The organism is Tenacibaculum maritimum NCIMB 2154 (assembly GCF_900119795.1).
GTDB classification, from domain to species: Bacteria; Bacteroidota; Bacteroidia; order Flavobacteriales; family Flavobacteriaceae; genus Polaribacter; species Polaribacter maritimus.
The window spans coordinates 56,430-73,802 of sequence record NZ_LT634361.1 but is presented as its reverse complement, the minus strand read 5'-3'; the positions used below and the strand labels follow the sequence as shown (position 1 = coordinate 73,802).

The 17,373-nt window shown below is 32.7% G+C and carries 11 protein-coding genes and 1 tRNA gene; 5 read left to right on the top strand and 7 right to left on the bottom strand.

Features of this window, described 5'->3' with window-relative positions:
- Positions 1 to 2: 2 nt before the first annotated feature.
- From MARIT_RS00360 to MARIT_RS00345, 4 genes are all read right to left on the bottom strand, one after another.
- Positions 3 to 6,449: an RHS repeat-associated core domain-containing protein gene (locus MARIT_RS00360; protein WP_100210482.1), complete on the bottom strand. Its 6,447-nt coding sequence runs from the start codon at positions 6,447 to 6,449 to the stop codon at positions 3 to 5.
- 8 nt (positions 6,450 to 6,457) lie between these two features.
- Positions 6,458 to 8,749 carry a T9SS type A sorting domain-containing protein gene (locus MARIT_RS00355; protein WP_100210481.1) on the bottom strand — a complete coding sequence of 764 codons (2,292 nt, stop codon included), beginning with the start codon at positions 8,747 to 8,749 and terminating at the stop codon, positions 6,458 to 6,460.
- Between the two features lie 422 nt (positions 8,750 to 9,171).
- On the bottom strand, positions 9,172 to 9,954 hold the full coding sequence (locus MARIT_RS00350; RefSeq protein WP_100210480.1) for a hypothetical protein: 783 nt from the start codon (positions 9,952 to 9,954) through the stop codon (positions 9,172 to 9,174).
- A gap of 609 nt (positions 9,955 to 10,563) precedes the next feature.
- Positions 10,564 to 10,647, bottom strand: a tRNA-Leu gene (locus MARIT_RS00345).
- A 167-nt stretch (positions 10,648 to 10,814) separates the two neighbouring features.
- Between MARIT_RS00345 and MARIT_RS00340 the strand changes: the two genes are divergently transcribed.
- The 4 genes from MARIT_RS00340 (at position 10,815) to MARIT_RS00325 (ending at position 13,557) form a co-directional block, all read left to right on the top strand.
- Positions 10,815 to 11,756 (top strand): ribose-phosphate pyrophosphokinase, encoded by a 942-nt coding sequence (locus MARIT_RS00340; protein ID WP_024742019.1) that lies wholly within the window; start codon positions 10,815 to 10,817, stop codon positions 11,754 to 11,756.
- A gap of 19 nt (positions 11,757 to 11,775) precedes the next feature.
- On the top strand, positions 11,776 to 12,351 hold the full coding sequence (locus MARIT_RS00335) for a 50S ribosomal protein L25/general stress protein Ctc (protein WP_024742018.1): 576 nt from the start codon (positions 11,776 to 11,778) through the stop codon (positions 12,349 to 12,351).
- 104 nt (positions 12,352 to 12,455) lie between these two features.
- Complete coding sequence (pth, locus tag MARIT_RS00330) at positions 12,456 to 13,022, top strand: aminoacyl-tRNA hydrolase (RefSeq protein ID WP_024742017.1); 567 nt, start codon at positions 12,456 to 12,458, stop codon at positions 13,020 to 13,022.
- A gap of 175 nt (positions 13,023 to 13,197) precedes the next feature.
- A complete protein-coding gene (locus MARIT_RS00325; protein ID WP_100210479.1) occupies positions 13,198 to 13,557 on the top strand; it encodes a hypothetical protein in 360 nt (119 codons plus the stop codon).
- Between the two features lie 9 nt (positions 13,558 to 13,566).
- Here MARIT_RS00325 and MARIT_RS00320 read toward each other — a convergent pair whose 3' ends face one another.
- The 3 genes from MARIT_RS00320 to MARIT_RS00310 all read right to left on the bottom strand — a co-directional run bounded on the left by MARIT_RS00320 (position 13,567) and on the right by MARIT_RS00310 (position 16,268).
- A complete protein-coding gene (locus tag MARIT_RS00320; RefSeq protein ID WP_024742015.1) occupies positions 13,567 to 14,016 on the bottom strand; it encodes a 6-pyruvoyl trahydropterin synthase family protein in 450 nt (149 codons plus the stop codon).
- Positions 14,017 to 14,150: 134 nt separating this feature from the next.
- The gene (locus tag MARIT_RS00315; RefSeq protein ID WP_100210478.1) at positions 14,151 to 14,918 is read right to left on the bottom strand and encodes an enoyl-CoA hydratase/isomerase family protein; all 768 of its coding nucleotides are present in this window, start codon (positions 14,916 to 14,918) and stop codon (positions 14,151 to 14,153) included.
- 21 nt (positions 14,919 to 14,939) lie between these two features.
- Positions 14,940 to 16,268 (bottom strand): MATE family efflux transporter, encoded by a 1,329-nt coding sequence (locus MARIT_RS00310; RefSeq protein ID WP_100210477.1) that lies wholly within the window; start codon positions 16,266 to 16,268, stop codon positions 14,940 to 14,942.
- A 290-nt stretch (positions 16,269 to 16,558) separates the two neighbouring features.
- Here MARIT_RS00310 and MARIT_RS00305 point away from each other — a divergent pair, with 290 nt between their 5' ends.
- Entirely contained in the window at positions 16,559 to 17,353 is a 795-nt protein-coding gene (locus tag MARIT_RS00305) for a universal stress protein (RefSeq protein ID WP_024742012.1), read from the top strand.
- The last annotated feature ends 20 nt before the right edge of the window (positions 17,354 to 17,373 follow it).

Here is a 17,373-nt window from a genome sequence, read left to right as displayed (position 1 = left end):
TATTATTTCCACCATGGATAGGCGGGCGAAACACTTCTACTTACATTAGGTACCACTTGATTAGGTATTCCATTTATTATGCCTCCAGGAATAAACCTCTGATGGGTCAATACTCCATTATCTATAATCAGTTCAAATATACCAGACTTTCCATGGTGTTTGCCTAGATGTTGTATCAAAGTATAAGATTTTTGGTCTCCTCCAATAATATTAAAAACTTTTCCTCTATCTGCTACAACTTCAATGGTATGTCTGTTCCAATTATGCTGACCATCTAAACCTGTTACCTTTTTCAGGTAACCTGCTTTATATTTTACTGAACCATAATCTGGTATAGCTTCTTTAACAATATCTGAGCTTTTTAAATCAAGTTTTTGATTGGATAAATTATTTTTAGGAGCTACATCATGCACGCTCTCTGTCTTTAAAGAACTTATTGTTTTTGCTGTAGCTTTTGAAGCAAGGTCTTTACCTGTCCAGAAACCCTTCCCATGAAATACAGATCTTATACCCCCTATTACTCCTCCTAAAATAGTTCCTCCAACTGCTCCCATTATAAAGCCCTTAGCTGCTCCTCCCCAAAAATCACCATCTCCTCCTGGTAATTGGCTCATAAAGCCTCCATAAATAGTTCCTCCAACTGCTCCTCCAATAAAACCAGACACAGCTCCTCCTAAAAAACCACCCGCCGTAGTAATTAAAGGAGCTAATTTAGCTGCTGCATAAGCTCCTACACCTCCTGATATTCCACCAATTATAGCACCTCCTAAAACACCTAACAAAGTGCTTGCGTTTCCCTTCCATTCAAAAGGATTATATGAACCATTAGCTTGGACTCCTCCTACATAAGCACCAATAACAGCACCAATAACCACTGACCAAAAAATTTCCCCACTGGGGTCTGTAAATTTTAATGGATTATTCCATACATATCCAAAACGGTTAAAACTCTGGGTACTAAATGGTTCCTGTATAAAATTATCTGGAGAAAGGAAACGCCCTAACTTGGCATCATACATACGTCCATTCATATGTATGAGTGCAACTCCCATAAAATGCTCATGCCCCGTATATCCTCGATTTAATAAAGTAGTACCATATTCAAAATCAATTTCACTATGTAAGCTCTTGAATTTATCTACTTCTCCCCAAGCTCCAAATTGACGTTGTTCTAAAACATTTGCATTGGTATCAGTTATTCCTAAAAGGCTTCCTAAATAATCTCTATGAACGTAATGATACCCATTAGAACTCCCTGAAGCCGTTTGTTTTATATAGACTACTGGTGCCGTATAAGCATCACCGCCAATATAAGTAATTATTTTAGTATTTCCTTGTTTGTCTTCTTCTATTTCAATAGGTGCTATTGCTGCATAATGTTTATGGTACCTACGGTCTAATTTATTTGCTTCATTTCCTCCGTAATAAGCATGGCTTCGGTTTTGTAAAATGCCATATTCAAAATCTACTCTTGCCTTGTCTTTAACGCTAATAGAAAGCGGTTTTTTATAAGCATTATAGGTTATTTTTTGAATTGGTTGGTTTTGATAATACAAATCTCCTTTTGTATTTAAATCTACCTCTTGCAAATGATATGAAGCGGTGCTAGTATAATTATATTCCCCTATTTCAGAATTTGAAGTAATCCTTCCTCTCTCATCATATTGTTGCGAACGATTTACAGAACCTGAAATATTAGTTAACCTATCTAAATTATCATAGGTAAAAGACTCATTCCAACCTAAATTATTATTTTTTCTACTCCTTAAATTTCCTCTTTGTGTATCAAAACTATATGCTAAATCCAGTGCCTTTTTAGGAGAAGCCTCTACAGTTTGATCTAGCATTTTTGTCAAAAATCCAAACTCATCATAGCTTCTTTTCTTAACCATTCCATTACCTAACAGTACTTCTTTAGCTTGCCCTCTTTCATTTACTTCTTTTAGTTTCCATAAACTTTTTCCATTGCCAGCATCTAAAATTTCAGTAACAACCCCTGCATCGTATATGTTTTGTGTTTTGACATAACTTATTTCTCCATTAGATTTATTACGAGCCCAATACGCTTCTTTAGCAACTCTACCAAAATCATCTCTAGTTACTCTATAATCATATACTGCCTTTCCTGTATATTCAGTTGTTATTTCTAGCCTTTTATACGCATCATACTCATAAACATAGGCGTAATCTTCATTCGTATTATGATTTTTACCCCAAATGTTTTTTAAAAGTTTTGTACTAGGGTCATATGTATAATTCAGGCTTAAATTGGTTTTGTTTCCAAGAATCTTCTTCGTCATAGTTTTACCAAAACCATCATAGGTATATATAGTCTTCCCTTTAGGGGTAGTTTCTTCCAATACTTCTCCTAAATTATTATATTTATAAGTATATGTCCCCGCTGATGGATCTGTTAATTTTGTTTTTCTCCCCCAACCATCTATCTCTGTACGTACCACATGACTTCCATAATTAGCTGATTTCATAACTCCATTACCAAAATAGGTATAGTTGATTATACCACCAGGGTCTTCCATTTTTATAATATTACCACTACCATCTTTCGTAGTTTTTACCGTTTTAGTTCCATCATCAACAGTAGTCACTAAGCCATTATACGTAATATTTGCCACTAAGCCATTAAAGCTCGTCTTTGCTATCGTTCTGCCATAACTATCATATGCGGTAGTATTCCACTGGCTAGGAGAACTAAAATAAGGTTCGCTTTCCTTTGTTTCTTTACCTGCTACATCGTATTGAAAGCTTTTTTGTGTCCACTTATTGTTTATGCCTAATACTCTACTTTTGAGTATCCACCCTAACGCATTATACTCTACTACTTCCTCAGCCCCTTGAGGATAGTTTGTTGTTTTAAGTAAACCACCTCCGTCTAAATAGGCATAAGAAAACGTAGTTATTTTTCCTAGATAATTTTTCTCAGAAACCAAACGATTCCAACCATCATAAGAAAATGTTGTAACTTGATTAAATGGATTCGTAGTTGTCAAAGGGTTTCCAAAACTATCATAAGAAAACATCGTTTTTAATCCCTCAACATCCATGGATTCCATTAAAAATCGCCCACTAGCATCGTATTTAAAATTTTCAGTTCTTGCTGACAAACCATTTGGACGAAGTGTTTTTTTTGTAACATTACCAAAAGCGTCATAGGTAAAACTTTCTGTATTCCAAGGCGTTCCATTCCCTCTTACTTTTTGTTCTGTCAATAAATTATTACTATAATTATATTCCTCTTCCGTAGTAAAAGCATTCCCCCCAATAGTATTAATTGCTACTTTTTTTGTAATTCTACCTATATGATAGTGCTGATTACTTACAGTGCTATTATTGCTATAGGTATAAGTAATGTTTTCACTTCCTCCATTATAAACTGTATTTTCTGTTAGTGGGTTTTTATACGCATCATATGTGATTGTTTTAGTTGTTGTTACCCCTGTTAAGGCATCATACTGAACCACCTTAGTAGGAATGCTAGAAAAAACTTTATTACTTGTTAAACTCGTATTAAATGTATTGGTTGTTTTAGACATATAATTACTCGTTTCATGAGGAGAGGTAGCAACCCATAAATCTGTAACAATTCCTTTTTTAGTAATATCGTATTTCGAAATCGTCCATAACCTACTTACATCATCTCCATACCAATTACTGCGTTTGGTTTTTAAAAAACCTTGAAATCCTATATTAACATTAGAAACGGCCCCCTGATAAAGAAAATCTTGGTAACGTTTTATTCCCGCTCCTTCTTCAGTCAATTTTTTAACTAATTGAAACGAATTTGCCTTATTTATATTAACGTATGGATAACTTTGACTACGATCTGGTCTATATATAAGAGGATCATATTCATTTTCGGGTATTCCTAAACGTTCATAATCAATTGTAGTTTTTACACCGTTATTAGTAACATTTCTTAAAGTAGCATCTTTTCTATGATCCTTTGCAAACTCATACATGAAGATATTGTTTACACTGATATAGCCATATTCTAAATTACCATTGGTAATATTAGACTCTAAAAATATTGGGAATCCATATTTCCCCACTTGTCCACTAGTATCTGTATATCCTGTTTCATAAGAAAATATAGGAATATCGCTTGAACTTGTTTGATTACTTTTATAAATACTGATATACTCAACAGATTTATCCTTAGCCGAATACGGTGCTATTGTATTATGTATAATGAGGTCTGTTTTTCCATCGCCATTTACATCTTGAGCTGTATAGCGGTATTCATAATAAGGATTATAAATATAAACTCCACTTTTAGTAACAGAACCTTTAATAAATTCATCTTGATGATAAGCAAAAGGAAGGCTTTTAGTTTGTTTATAAAAGCTTGTACCTTTAGACATAAAAAATCGCCAATTATTAGATTTATTTGCAGTAGCAACCATAAAATCAGTTTTTCCATCTCCATTATAATCTCCTAATAAAATTGGATTATCTAATTTTATCCCTGAATCGGTTTCTTCACGAAGTAATATTAAATTATTACTATCTTTTAAGGTATAAATATAGAGTTTGCCTTCTTTAAAATGATAAATATCTTGTTTTCCATCACCATTATGATCTCCTATATTCAATCTATCTTCTGGGGCAAGAGGTTTTCTAAAGTGCCCTGATACTTGTGAGAAATTTGAAGTGATATCTCTTTTTAAGTCAATAAAATGAACCTTAGCATTGTATTTATTTTCAGTATATGAATTACATTCACAACAATCTGGTTCTATAGGAAGTCTTGCTTGTTTTTTATCTGAATTCCCTTCTGCTTTCAAGAGAAGATCTATTGGATCTCCACTTCCTCCATCGCAATCTTTTTTTCTACAACTCGTAGTAGTATATTCTTCCTCTATTGCCAAAACATCTGTTAAGCCATCCCCATTGAAATCACCCGAAATATATTTTTTAGGAATTGTATAATAGCTCGAACTGCCACAAAAATTATCTGTTTTATACTTTGAGGGCTTCCAAACTTTATCATATTGATGTACAATACCATAAGGGAGCTTTGCAAAGGTTCTAAATCTAATTGAAGAAAAAGAGCTATTGGAAGAAGACGTTTCTTTTATAGTAGTCATCGCTTGACTGCTCAACACGCTATTGTCTCCACCTAATATAGTGGAAGAAAAAATATCTGTAAAAAAGCCATCTGTTTTTACGGAATAAGCTGAACTTATGCTATCATATAACTTTGTATGCATATAGATTTCATCTCTTTTATTTTTATCATAAAAAACAACATCCGTTCTACCATCACCATCATAATCTCCTGCAATTAAATTACTTGTTTTATAATCAAACCCTGGGTATAAATCAGCAGAAACTACTCGATCTTTTATCCATGAAGAAGTATCTTCATAACCAAAAACAATAGGCCTTAATACTTTATTTTCAGCATTGTATTCTTTAACAGATGTTAAACGTTGGTACTCTAAAGAAGTACTATCATGAGTTAACTCATACTTTCTGTATTGCGAACCACTTGCGGTGACTTGAATACTTTTTAATAAATTACTTCTCTTAAAACTATACCCTCCAACATATACGCTCTCAGGCCTGCTTCTTGAAATATAAGCAAAGTTAATTTGGTTCGTTGGTGATGCTCCTCCAATTCGTCCTCCATACCGAATCGTTTTTATACTTAACAACCCATTATCCGATTGATAATTATAATCTACATAGTTACCTTGCGGATCTTGCCATCTAAAAATAGCCCATTCTAACCTGCTTCTAGAATTCCCTGAATTTCCATACCAAGCTCTAGTACCATTTGGATAATATACAATAAAATAAGAAGGACCATATGTACTTCCATAAGGAGAAGTTCCATAAGCTACCACTTTAACATTAGAGTAATTTTCTGTTTGATACACCGAACCACTTGCTCCATAAGTTCCAGATTTTATGATTAAGCGTTGGCCATCAAGAGAAAAGCGGTCATCTTTAAAATCAATTCCATCATGCTTATTATCATAATATTTAGTTGCTGGTATCCTACTAATAGTAGATAAACCCGAAATATTCCATCCCCAACCAGCTAAACCATTAGCTCCTTGACTGGTATAACTTACCGCTATATTAGGTACTACATCCTTTATTCCTGGAGGCACCATAATAGGAATAGAATAACTTGCAGCTCCTGTTAAGGATACTGATAAAGCACCAGCTGTACTACCTGCTTCGGTTGAAACTGATCTGGCTAACTCTTCTACTTTTGTATTTAAAGATGAGGAGGAATTAATAGTTTCTGAGTGTTGCTGTTTTTTTGCTTCATTAGACGTCCGCTTTGTTTTTATTTCAGTTTTCTTATACTTATATTCAACAAAAGATTTCCTTCCTGATATATTTGGATCTTGCGCATTAGAAAACTGTACTCCTATAAATAATAAAAATACAATGAGGGTATATAATTTTTTTTTCATCTTTTCTTTTACTTTTTAATAACTTTTTTTGTGATACTTCTTCCTTTATTTAAATGTATATGTACAAAATACACTCCTATAGGCATGTTCGTGAAATCTAATTGAGTATTACTCTCTTTAGTATTGATATTTTTAATCAATACAGAATTTGCATTGTATAATTTAATAGTGTGGATATTTTTTAATAAATCATCTCCTAAAGTTAAAGTAACCAATCCGTCAGTTGGATTTGGATAAATATGTACATGATCGTCTGAAATAAAGTTTTCTAAAACTTCCTTTTCGGTTTCTTCTATAGTAGTTTCTTCTATTTCTGAAGAAACAGCATCTTCTACTTTTTCTTTCTCTTCCTTACGAGCAGCAGGAGGAGCGCAATACGAGGGGTCTCCACAATAAAAGTTTTGCGTTTGATTTCCTGCAATATCATAGGAAAGTATAATTTTCGAATCGTTATTTATTTTCAACAATTCATTAATAGTAGGCTCCTTTCCGTTAATGGGATCTATCCTAGGTTCATAAAAATATTGCCGATCTAATGTATTAGTGTCATAGTACAAGTAAGAACGATGTCTTAATTCCGTAACTGTATTTTTAAGTTTATAATCTGTTATTGTTCTAACTTTTTCTCCTGTGGTACCATCATAAATACCCCCTGTATTTGTAGTTCCTGTATGGCTGCTTTTATGAACGTAGCCTACCAATAGGTACCATCTGTTTAACTTTGGTAAATCTCCCGCAAAAAAGTAAGGGTTACTATTATAAGTTCCATCAAGTCTTAATGAACCATTATGGTTGGCATTAAACCCAAAATATGTGAATCCACTAATTGAAGTCGTTTTTTTAATCCAAACACTATATCGGTAAGAAGTATTTGCATTTGCACGCAACCAACTTGTATTCCAACCGCCATCTGCATTACTGGAAGCATCAGGTATTGCTTTCCATAAAATTACTTCTTCTCCGATATGATTTCTACCGAACTCTCTACTATTTTCAGATGTCGATCCATTTTGTGCAAAACCAGAAGTACTTCCGTTTCCTACAGTCCAATTTTGTAAATATGGAGCTAATAAATTCGAAGAACCACTATCGTTTCGCCCTAATAGCTCTTGCACTGTTGGCTCCTTTCCATCCACCATTTCCATTCTAGGAGCATAAAAATACTGCCTATCAGTAGTATTGATATCATAATACAAATAAACCCTATGCCTTAAAACGGTAGCTGTGTTTTTAAATTTGTAATCCGTAATCTCTTTAACCTTCTGTCCTGTAGCTCCATCATAAATAGCTCCGTAATTGATTGTAGAGTTATAGGTACTCCCATGAACAAACCCAACAAGCATATACCATTTATTCAATTTGGGTAAATCTCCTACCCAAAAATAAGGGTTGTTATCCACCGTTCCATCCAACCTCAAACCATTGTTAGGACTATGAAACCCAAAAAAAGAAGTTCCATGATTTGAATTCGTTTTTTTTAACCAAATAACCAAACGGTATGTTTTGGTATGATCTATATCAGAATAAGAAGAATTCCAACCACCACCACCGTTTTTGGAACCATCGGGGGTTGCTTTCCATAAAATTACTTCTTCTCCGATATGATTTCTACCGAACTCTCTACTATTTTCAGATGTCGATCCATTTTGTGCAAAACCAGAAGTACTTCCGTTTCCTACAGTCCAATTTTGTAAATATGGAGCTAATAAATTCGAAGAACCACTATCGTTTCGCCCTAATAGCTCTTGCACTGTTGGCTCCTTTCCATCCACCATTTCCATTCTAGGAGCATAAAAATACTGCCTATCAGTAGTATTGATATCATAATACAAATAAACCCTATGCCTTAAAACGGTAGCTGTGTTTTTAAATTTGTAATCCGTAATCTCTTTAACTTTCTGTCCTGTAGCTCCATCATAAATAGCTCCGTAATTGATTGTAGAGTTATAGGCACTCCCATGAACAAACCCAACAAGCATATACCATTTATTCAATTTGGGTAAATCCCCTACCCAAAAATAAGGGTTGTTATTCACCGTTCCATCCAACCTTAAACCATTGTCAGGACTATGAAACCCAAAAAAAGAAGTTCCATGATTTGAACTCGTTTTTTTTAACCAAATAACCAAACGGTATGTTTTGGTATGATCTATATCAGAATAAGAAGAATTCCAACCACCATCAGCATTTCTAGAAGAATCGGGTGTTGCTTTCCATAATAAAACATTGGTTCCTTCAGGTCCAATACCATATTCTCTGCTATTTTCAGCAGTTGAACCATTTTGTTCAAAACCAGACACCGAACCTGAACCTACTGTCCAAGTATTGGGGTTTAATAAATTTTGTGAGTTTAGCTAAATAGAGATTGCCCATAAAGCAACCATGCAGACGGCTTTTGTTTTCATAACATTTTAATTTTGTTTCTTTTTGCAAATATATTTCTTTTTTTTAAAAATCCTATTTGTATTTAAATAAAATTCCATAAAATCACTTTACAAAATAGCATACCTCATAAACAACTGATTAAAGCAGACATACGCTGTAAAAACCTACTACAAGCTACAAGAACTACTATAAACTTGATTTAATTTTTAAAAGATTAATTCGTTTTTTGGTACAAATATTTTTTTTTAGATTCCTTATCTATTTAAAAGGATCTTAAAAGAAAATGACTTTTTATTTCAGCGATTTTGGGTAGTGCATAATATCAGCAAACTATTACTTATCCTATTGTAAACTTTACCAGTAAGAATAGTCCTATTATATTTAAAGGAAGCAACCACCAAACCCATTTGGTATTATTATTGCTAAATACTGATTCAGTAATAAAACCATCCATTTTATTGTATAGTTTAGTGCTTGCTGTTGCTTTATTACCCGCAGTAATATCATCTTTCAAATCTGCAAGCATTCCTACCAACGGAATTTTACTGAAAATTAACACAATGCCTTTTCTTAAAAAACGAGGCAAACCACTATAGGTTTCGTGTACCAATGTTCCCATATCTACAGCTTTTGAAAGTTGTTGTGCACTTAAGTTTACTTTTCCACCAGATATTGCTGCCGCTTTATCTACTAATAAGTCCGTTAGCTTTTTTAATAAACTTGCTAAATTCTCATAAATTACACGAACTGTATCTATTATGACATATTGATAGGTTCGGTATGTTGCAAAAGCAGTAAGAGTTATTCCTATAACAAGTACTAAAAGAGTATATAGTAGTTTGGTAAAAGTAAAACCTGAGCTAAAAAGTCTTATTGTTGCATAAAAAAACAAAAATGTATTGCATGCTCCAAATAAAAACAAGACGGTAAAAAATCGCTTGGCTCCATTTACACCATACTTGGCTCCATTTTTAACCAACTGCCATGGGCTATTGAGAAATTTTAAAAGCTTTATATTATTTTCTTCTTTCCCAGAGTCATTATCATAAGTTATTTCAACATCTTTTTCAGTTGTTTCACCTACTTGGTAATTTCCTTTGATAATTTGTTTTTCATTCATAGTTTTTATATTAATTATTTTACATTTTTATCTTCTTCGTATGTATTGTAGAAATCTATTCAATTTCAAAATAAATTTGCATTTAAAAACACTAAGATTAAGTTCTTCTTCAAGAAGAAAAAAGGCAATTATAAAAGGAAACAACTTTATTTCGCTTAACGTTACCCTGTAACCTATTCTCTTCAGTAAAAACATAACACCTCTTCTTTTTTAGCATTGTTTTTTTGGCAGTATTTGATATATAAAGAAAGTTTATAGCAATTTCTTCATCTGTAATTCTTCTTTTTTACAACACTAAACTACCAAATAATTTATTAGGTTTTTAATGCTTATTTTTTTAAATCGTAACCATAGAATCCTTTTATCTAAAGATCCTTAAGTTTAAAGTGGTTTAAACTTTTTCTGATGCCTACAAAGTTATCTTATTTCCTCCTAATTTTAGCTTTTTTCACAATGTAACAAAAGCTATGTTATTCAAAAAAGACGTATTAGGGCAAAAAACCCTAAATTTTCGCTTCAAAACAAACAGTTGAAATCACTTCTTTTACTTAAATCGGTTTTAGAAAGAAAAAAGCGATTTCATTGATAAAATAAAATCGCTTTTGGTTGTACCGAAGGCGGGAATCGAACCCGCACGCCTTTGAAAGCATCGGATTTTGAATCCGACGTGTCTACCAATTCCACCACTTCGGCAAAATAGTTATTTATCAAACCTCTCGTTTTATTAAGAGTTGTAATAAATTCCGAGTGCAAATTTAAAAAATATTTTTAGTTTATTCTAGAAATAAAGGAAGGAACTCATCAAATAATTTTTATTTTTGCCGCTAACAGCAACACATACTAAAATTGTAATACATTAAATGACTACAAATCAATTAAATCCGAAAATATTTGCTTGCTCTCAAAGTATTGAGTTAGCAAAGGAAATTGCTACAAAATATGGCACAACCTTAGGAAAAGTAAACACCACTCATTTTAGTGATGGAGAATTTCAGCCTGCTTTTGAGGAGTCTGTAAGAGGAAGACGCGTTTTTATTATTGGTTCCACATTTCCATCAGCAGATAACTTAATGGAAATGCTTTTGATGCTAGACGCTGCCAAACGTGCTTCTGCAAGACATATTACCGCGGTAATGCCTTATTTTGGATGGGCTCGTCAAGACAGAAAAGACCAACCTCGTGTAGCTATTGGTGCAAAGCTTGTAGCTAATTTACTACAAAGCGCAGGAGCTACAAGAATTATGACAATGGATTTACACGCCGATCAAATTCAAGGTTTTTTTGAAAAACCCGTAGATCATTTATACGCTTCTACCATATTTTTACCTTATTTAAAATCGTTGAACTTAGCTAATTTAACAATTGCTTCTCCTGATATGGGAGGTTCTAAAAGAGCTTACGCCTATTCTAAATACTTAGAGTCTGATGTTGTAATTTGCTATAAACAACGTAAAAGAGCAAATGTAGTTTCTCATATGGAGTTAATTGGTGAAGTAGAAGGGAAGCATGTTGTTTTAGTAGATGACATGATTGATACTGGAGGTACACTTACCAAAGCTGCTGATTTGATGATAGAAAGAGGAGCATTAAGCGTTCGTGCTGTTTGTACGCATCCTATTCTTTCAGGAGATGCTTATGAGAAAATTCAAAATTCTAGTTTAACAGAATTAATCATTTCTGATACCATCCCTTTAAAAAAGAAGGTATCTAAAATAAAAGTTGTATCTTGCGCCACTTTATTTGCTGATGTGATGCATAAGGTTCAGGAGAACACATCTATTAGCGATGAATTTTTAATGTAATATAAATAAAAACGAAGTAATGAAATCAATTACAATCAATGGATCTCAAAGAGAAAGCGTAGGTAAAAAAGCAACTAAAGCCTTACGTAATGCTGGAAAGGTTCCTTGCGTATTATACGGAGGAGACAAACCAGTTCACTTTTCAGCGGAAGAAATAGCTTTCAAAAACCTAGTGTACACTCCAAATGTATATACTGCGTCGATTGAAATCGGTGGAACAACATATGCTGCTATCTTACAAGATATTCAGTTTCACCCAGTAACTGACAAAATTTTACATGTAGATTTTTATCAGTTATTTGAAAACAAAGAAGTTACTATGAACATTCCTCTTCGTTTAGTTGGTGTTTCTAAGGGTGTGATGATTGGTGGTGCTTTACGTCATAATTTACGTAAATTAAAAGTAAAAGCATTACCATCTAATTTACCAGACTTTATTGAAGCTGATATTACGGAGTTACAAATTGGTAATAAACTATATGTAACTGAGTTGAAAAATGATAACTATACTTTATTACACCCAGATAATACTGTGGTTGCACAAGTAAGAATGTCTCGTAATGCGGCTAAAGCTGCTACTGAGGCAGAAGCTTAAAAATAGCTTATTATAAATGATTAAAAAGCGTTACTTTGAGTAACGCTTTTTTAATTATAACTGGTATTCATTGCGTAAATTATAAAAAATAAGATTAATATTATATGAAAAAATTTTTAATAGTAGGGCTCGGTAATATTGGTGCGAAATATGAAAATACTCGTCATAATATAGGATTTAAAATTGTAGATGCTTTTGTTAAAGAGCACAATGAAACGTTTACTACTGAAAAACTAGGCGATATTGCTAAACTTAAGGTGAAGGGTAAAACAGTTATTGTTTTAAAACCTTCTACCTATATGAATTTAAGTGGTAAAGCTATACTATACTGGCTAAAAAAAGAACATATTGAAAAAGAAAATTTACTTGTTATTACCGATGACTTAAATATTGACTTCGGTACCCTACGTATAAAAGGGAAGGGGAGTTCTGGTGGTCATAATGGATTAAAAGATATTCAAGAAAAGTTGCATACAGGTACTTATCCCCGATTTAGGTTTGGAGTAGGGGCTCACTATCAAAAAGGGAAACAAGTGGATTACGTTTTAGGAGAATGGTCTGCTGATGAAGAAAGTGCTATGATTGAGCGCATTCCTACCTCTGTAAAAGCTATTCATTCTTTTATTACCGCAGGTATGTCAAATACGATGAATGAATTTAATGGGAAATAAGAAGATTCTCATTTTTATTTCCTATTAAATTGCCTTAAGATGCTTTATTTAGCAAAATTAAAGCGCGTATTAGATTAATGATCAAGTACCTTATCCATATCTTAAACGGATCAAAAACTTTGTCTAAGGAAAATATGATTGGAACGATTGTATTAAGGAATTCGCTGAGAAAGAAATGAAGGAAAATTGCTCAACGTTAAAAGGTAGTACTATTTTATTTCAAGAAACAATTGTTCATGGCAAAAGACCTCATTCTTTGATTAGTTTATTTCCAAAAGCGAATATTGTATTAGTTCCTGTTGATAGAATAGCTAAGGCCTTTGAAACCAAAGAAGACATATTCGTAGCTTTTCCCGTAATAAAAAGGCTTCCGCGTATAAAAACTAACATATCTTCAAAAATAGTAGCTATTACTCATAAAATAATCATCCACACCAAATCAAAAGAAATAATTGGCTTTATCGAACACTCAGGTATCACTAGTTATTCTTACTTTAAAAAAGATTTCAAAAAACTGAAGCAACAGTGTAAATAGTATTATTCTTTAATTATCAGAAGCATACCATTCTGCAAAGCTGGTAGCTGTTTCTTGTAATTTTAAAGCATATAATTGAATATTCTCAGGTAATCTTTTTTTAATTTTTTCAGCAAAATCAATCACCATCATTTCACTAGTAGGCTGGTAATCAACTAAAATAACATGATGATCTCTATCTTGTAATTCTTTTGCTAATTCAATATGTGGTGTGTTTTTATTAAATACGGTAGCATGGTCAAAAACGTCAACAATATCTTCTTTAACTATTCTTTTTAAGTCGCCAAAATCAATCACCATTCCATACTTTACATTAGAAGCATCTGTTATGGGTTGTCCTATCACCGTAACAGATAGCTTATAACTATGACCATGTACATTTTTACACTTTCCGTCATAGCCATATAAAGCATGCCCTGTTTCAAAATTAAACTGCTTTGTTATTCTAATATTTGCCACTACCTCCTATATTTTTTATTAGCTCTGTATTTGTTAAAAAAATACACAATTGCAACTCCAAATGCTAATACAGCGAATAAATAATCTCCACCCATTTTTTATTATTTTTATAGTTGTCGAAAATACAACTTTATTTATTTTTTAAACTTAATTAGTGCTTTTTTTGTAAAGTCAGACATCACTAGTTTTCCTGAAACCTCTGCACGCTCTATTAATAAAGAGTCCCAGCTTTCTGTTCCTTTCCACAACACCCTTTTTATTTCTAGCAATGCTTCCGGATTATATGAGCCCAGTTTTTCTGCTAATATCTCAACCTCTTCATCCAATTCTTTTACTGTTTCATAAACTTTTGCATACAATCCTTTTTCTTTTGCCCAATAAGCTGTTTTCCAATCAGTGGCAGCCAAAGATAATTCTGCCAAACCACTTACTCCTATTTTACGCTCTACTGCTGGCGCAATTACAAAAGGTCCGATACCTATGGTTAACTCTGACAGTTTAATAGATGCTGCTTCTGTTGCTAGTACATAATCACAAGCTGCTGCCAAACCAACACCTCCTCCCACGGTTTTTCCTTGAATTCGTCCTATAATTAACTTAGCACAAGTTCTCATAGCATTAATTACATTGGCAAAACCCGAAAAGAAATGCTTTCCTTCTTCTAAAGTATGGATTCCTACTAACTCATCAAAAGATGCTCCAGCACAAAAAGCTCGATCTCCTTCAGATTTTAAAACAATTACGGATACTGCTTCATTTTTGGATAATTTAGAAAACTCTTCTGCTAACCTAACTAATAATTCACTTGGAAAAGAATTACTTGCAGGATGCCCAAACACTATTGTTGCAATACGGTTTTGGATAGAAGTATATAAACTTCCGTTCTTTCTAGTAGTGGTCATATTTTTTAAATTTAAGCTAAATTAAGATTTTTGAGAGAGTGGTAAAAACTTTCTTCTAAATTTTAAAATCAATGGAATTCCTCTTCCTAACATCCAAAAGAAAAAAGCAATCCAAATAGCATATAATTTATAGTTTAGCTTATGCAAAAGCAATAGCGTTGGTACAAACACTAAGGTAGTTGCTATTAGCAATACATTTCTTAAGTATTTCATTTCACCTAAGCCTTTAAATATTCCATCAAAAATAAAAGCTATTGAGCAAACTGGTTGCATTAATAAAATAATCCAAAAAACATTGTAAAATTCTGCTAACACCCCTGGTTGTTTTGTAAAAGCACTTCCTATTGCATTGTAAAAGACACTTCCTACAAAAGCTAAAAAAAGCCCCAATAAAAAGCCATAAATAATTAGTTGATTTCCTAAGTTTAGCAATGCTTTGTAATTTTTTGCTCCCAATAGTTTTCCTGATAAAATATTTCCAGCACTGGCATAACCATCCATCATAAATGCTCCCATTAACCATAAATTCAAACCTATTGTGTAAGCAGCAATAGTATCATCACCATAAGCTGTAGCATAAGAGGTTCCAAAATACAATGCTACATTTAAAGCAATAGTTCTTACAAACAAATGCAATACCATATTTACAAATCGTGGAATTTCTTTATTGAATGGCAAACTAAATTTTAAAGGAATACTTGTTTTCTTGAGCATTAAAATAATGGACATACATGCCATAATTATTTGTGCAAAAACACTTGCATAGGCAGCTCCTTCAATATGCATTGCTGGAACGCAACCTTTTATTCCATATACCAAAACAATATCCAAAACAATATTTACTACAGTTCCTGTAATGGCTATTAACATTGGATAAAAAGTATTCTGGAGCCCTCTAAAAGTACCAAAAACAGCAATTGTAAATAATGTAAAAGGAAATCCAAATACTCTAATTTTATAGTAAGTTACTGTATATGCTAATACTTTTCCGGAAGCATTATAAAATTCAAATATTTCTTGAGCAAATGGATAACTCAATAACAAAATTACCATACTTACTCCAATAACAATAACCATTGCTTGTACTGGTAGATTTTTAACCTCTTCCAATCGGTTTGCCCCAACATATTGCGATAGGATGGCTGATATTCCACTTCTAGTTTGTCCAAATACCCAAATAAGCATTGATAAGAATGCTCCCACAATTCCAATAGCTGCTAAACTTTCTGTGGCATTATGAGGTATATTTCCTACTATTGCTAAATCTGTAGTAGATAGTAATGGTTCTGCTACTCCTGCTATAAGCGCTGGAAAAGCAAGCTGATTGATCTGTTTAAAACTAATATTCATAAAAAATAACTAACAATTAAGGCTTCCTCTCATTTTTTTTAGACTTCTAAAAAACATTGCGAATGCTAAAAAAATAGTATTATCAGAAGTTGTTCTTACTTGAATCTTTCACTGCTGGCAAAGCATATCTCCTTAATTTTTAAGGAGCCAAAGATACTTTTTTAACAGGAGTATTTTACTTGTTTTACCCTCTTGTCTTTTCTCTTTTTACGAGGCTAATAAAAATATTTATCTTTGTATTCAAATTATTTTATGTAATTTTCTTTTTTTAACCATAATACCATTTTTCTATGAAAAACATTTTAGTTCCTATTGGTGCTTCTGAAAATGCTATCAGTACACTACAATATGCTGTAGATTTTGCAAAGGTTATTGATGCAAAAATATTTGTATTTAGGGCTTACAATGTACTCACAAAGGCTGGTGCTTTTGTGAATGCAGATACTACCATGCAACGCGAAACCAACTTGTATTTACGTACAGTAATAGCCGCGGTAAACCAAAAAGAGGTAGCTATAAAAATGATTACTGCAAAAGGAAATGTATTGGATAGTATTACTGCCATTGATAGGGAGTTGGGTGTTGATTTAATTATTATGGGTCCTAAAAGTAACTCTATCAAAGAAGAGGTTTTTTTAGGAAATACTTCAGGTAGCATAGTAAAACAAACGGAAATTCCAATGTTAATTGTACCTGAAGGGTATGTTTTTTCTCCTATTTCATCTGTTTTAACTGCTTTTAAATCGGGTATCATGAAGAAAAAAGAGGTATTAGCTCCTTTGCATAAAATCTTAAATTCTTTTACCTCTGTTTCTAATTTATTACTAGTTAAAACGCCTAATCATACTGATAAAGATGTAGTTTTAGATCCGGAATTAGAAAAGATAAAATCAAAATTAACCATTGCTGAAAACGCTACTACTTTTCAAGGGGTTTTAGCCCATTTTCAATCGCATAACCCTGATATGCTGTGCGTTTTTAGACGTAAACGTGGTTTCTTTAAAAAATTATGGGAAAAGAATACCATTTTAAAAGAAGAGTTTCACTGTAATGTTCCTTTGCTGGTTTTAAGTGGGAAACAATAATAACATTGTACAATTACTTC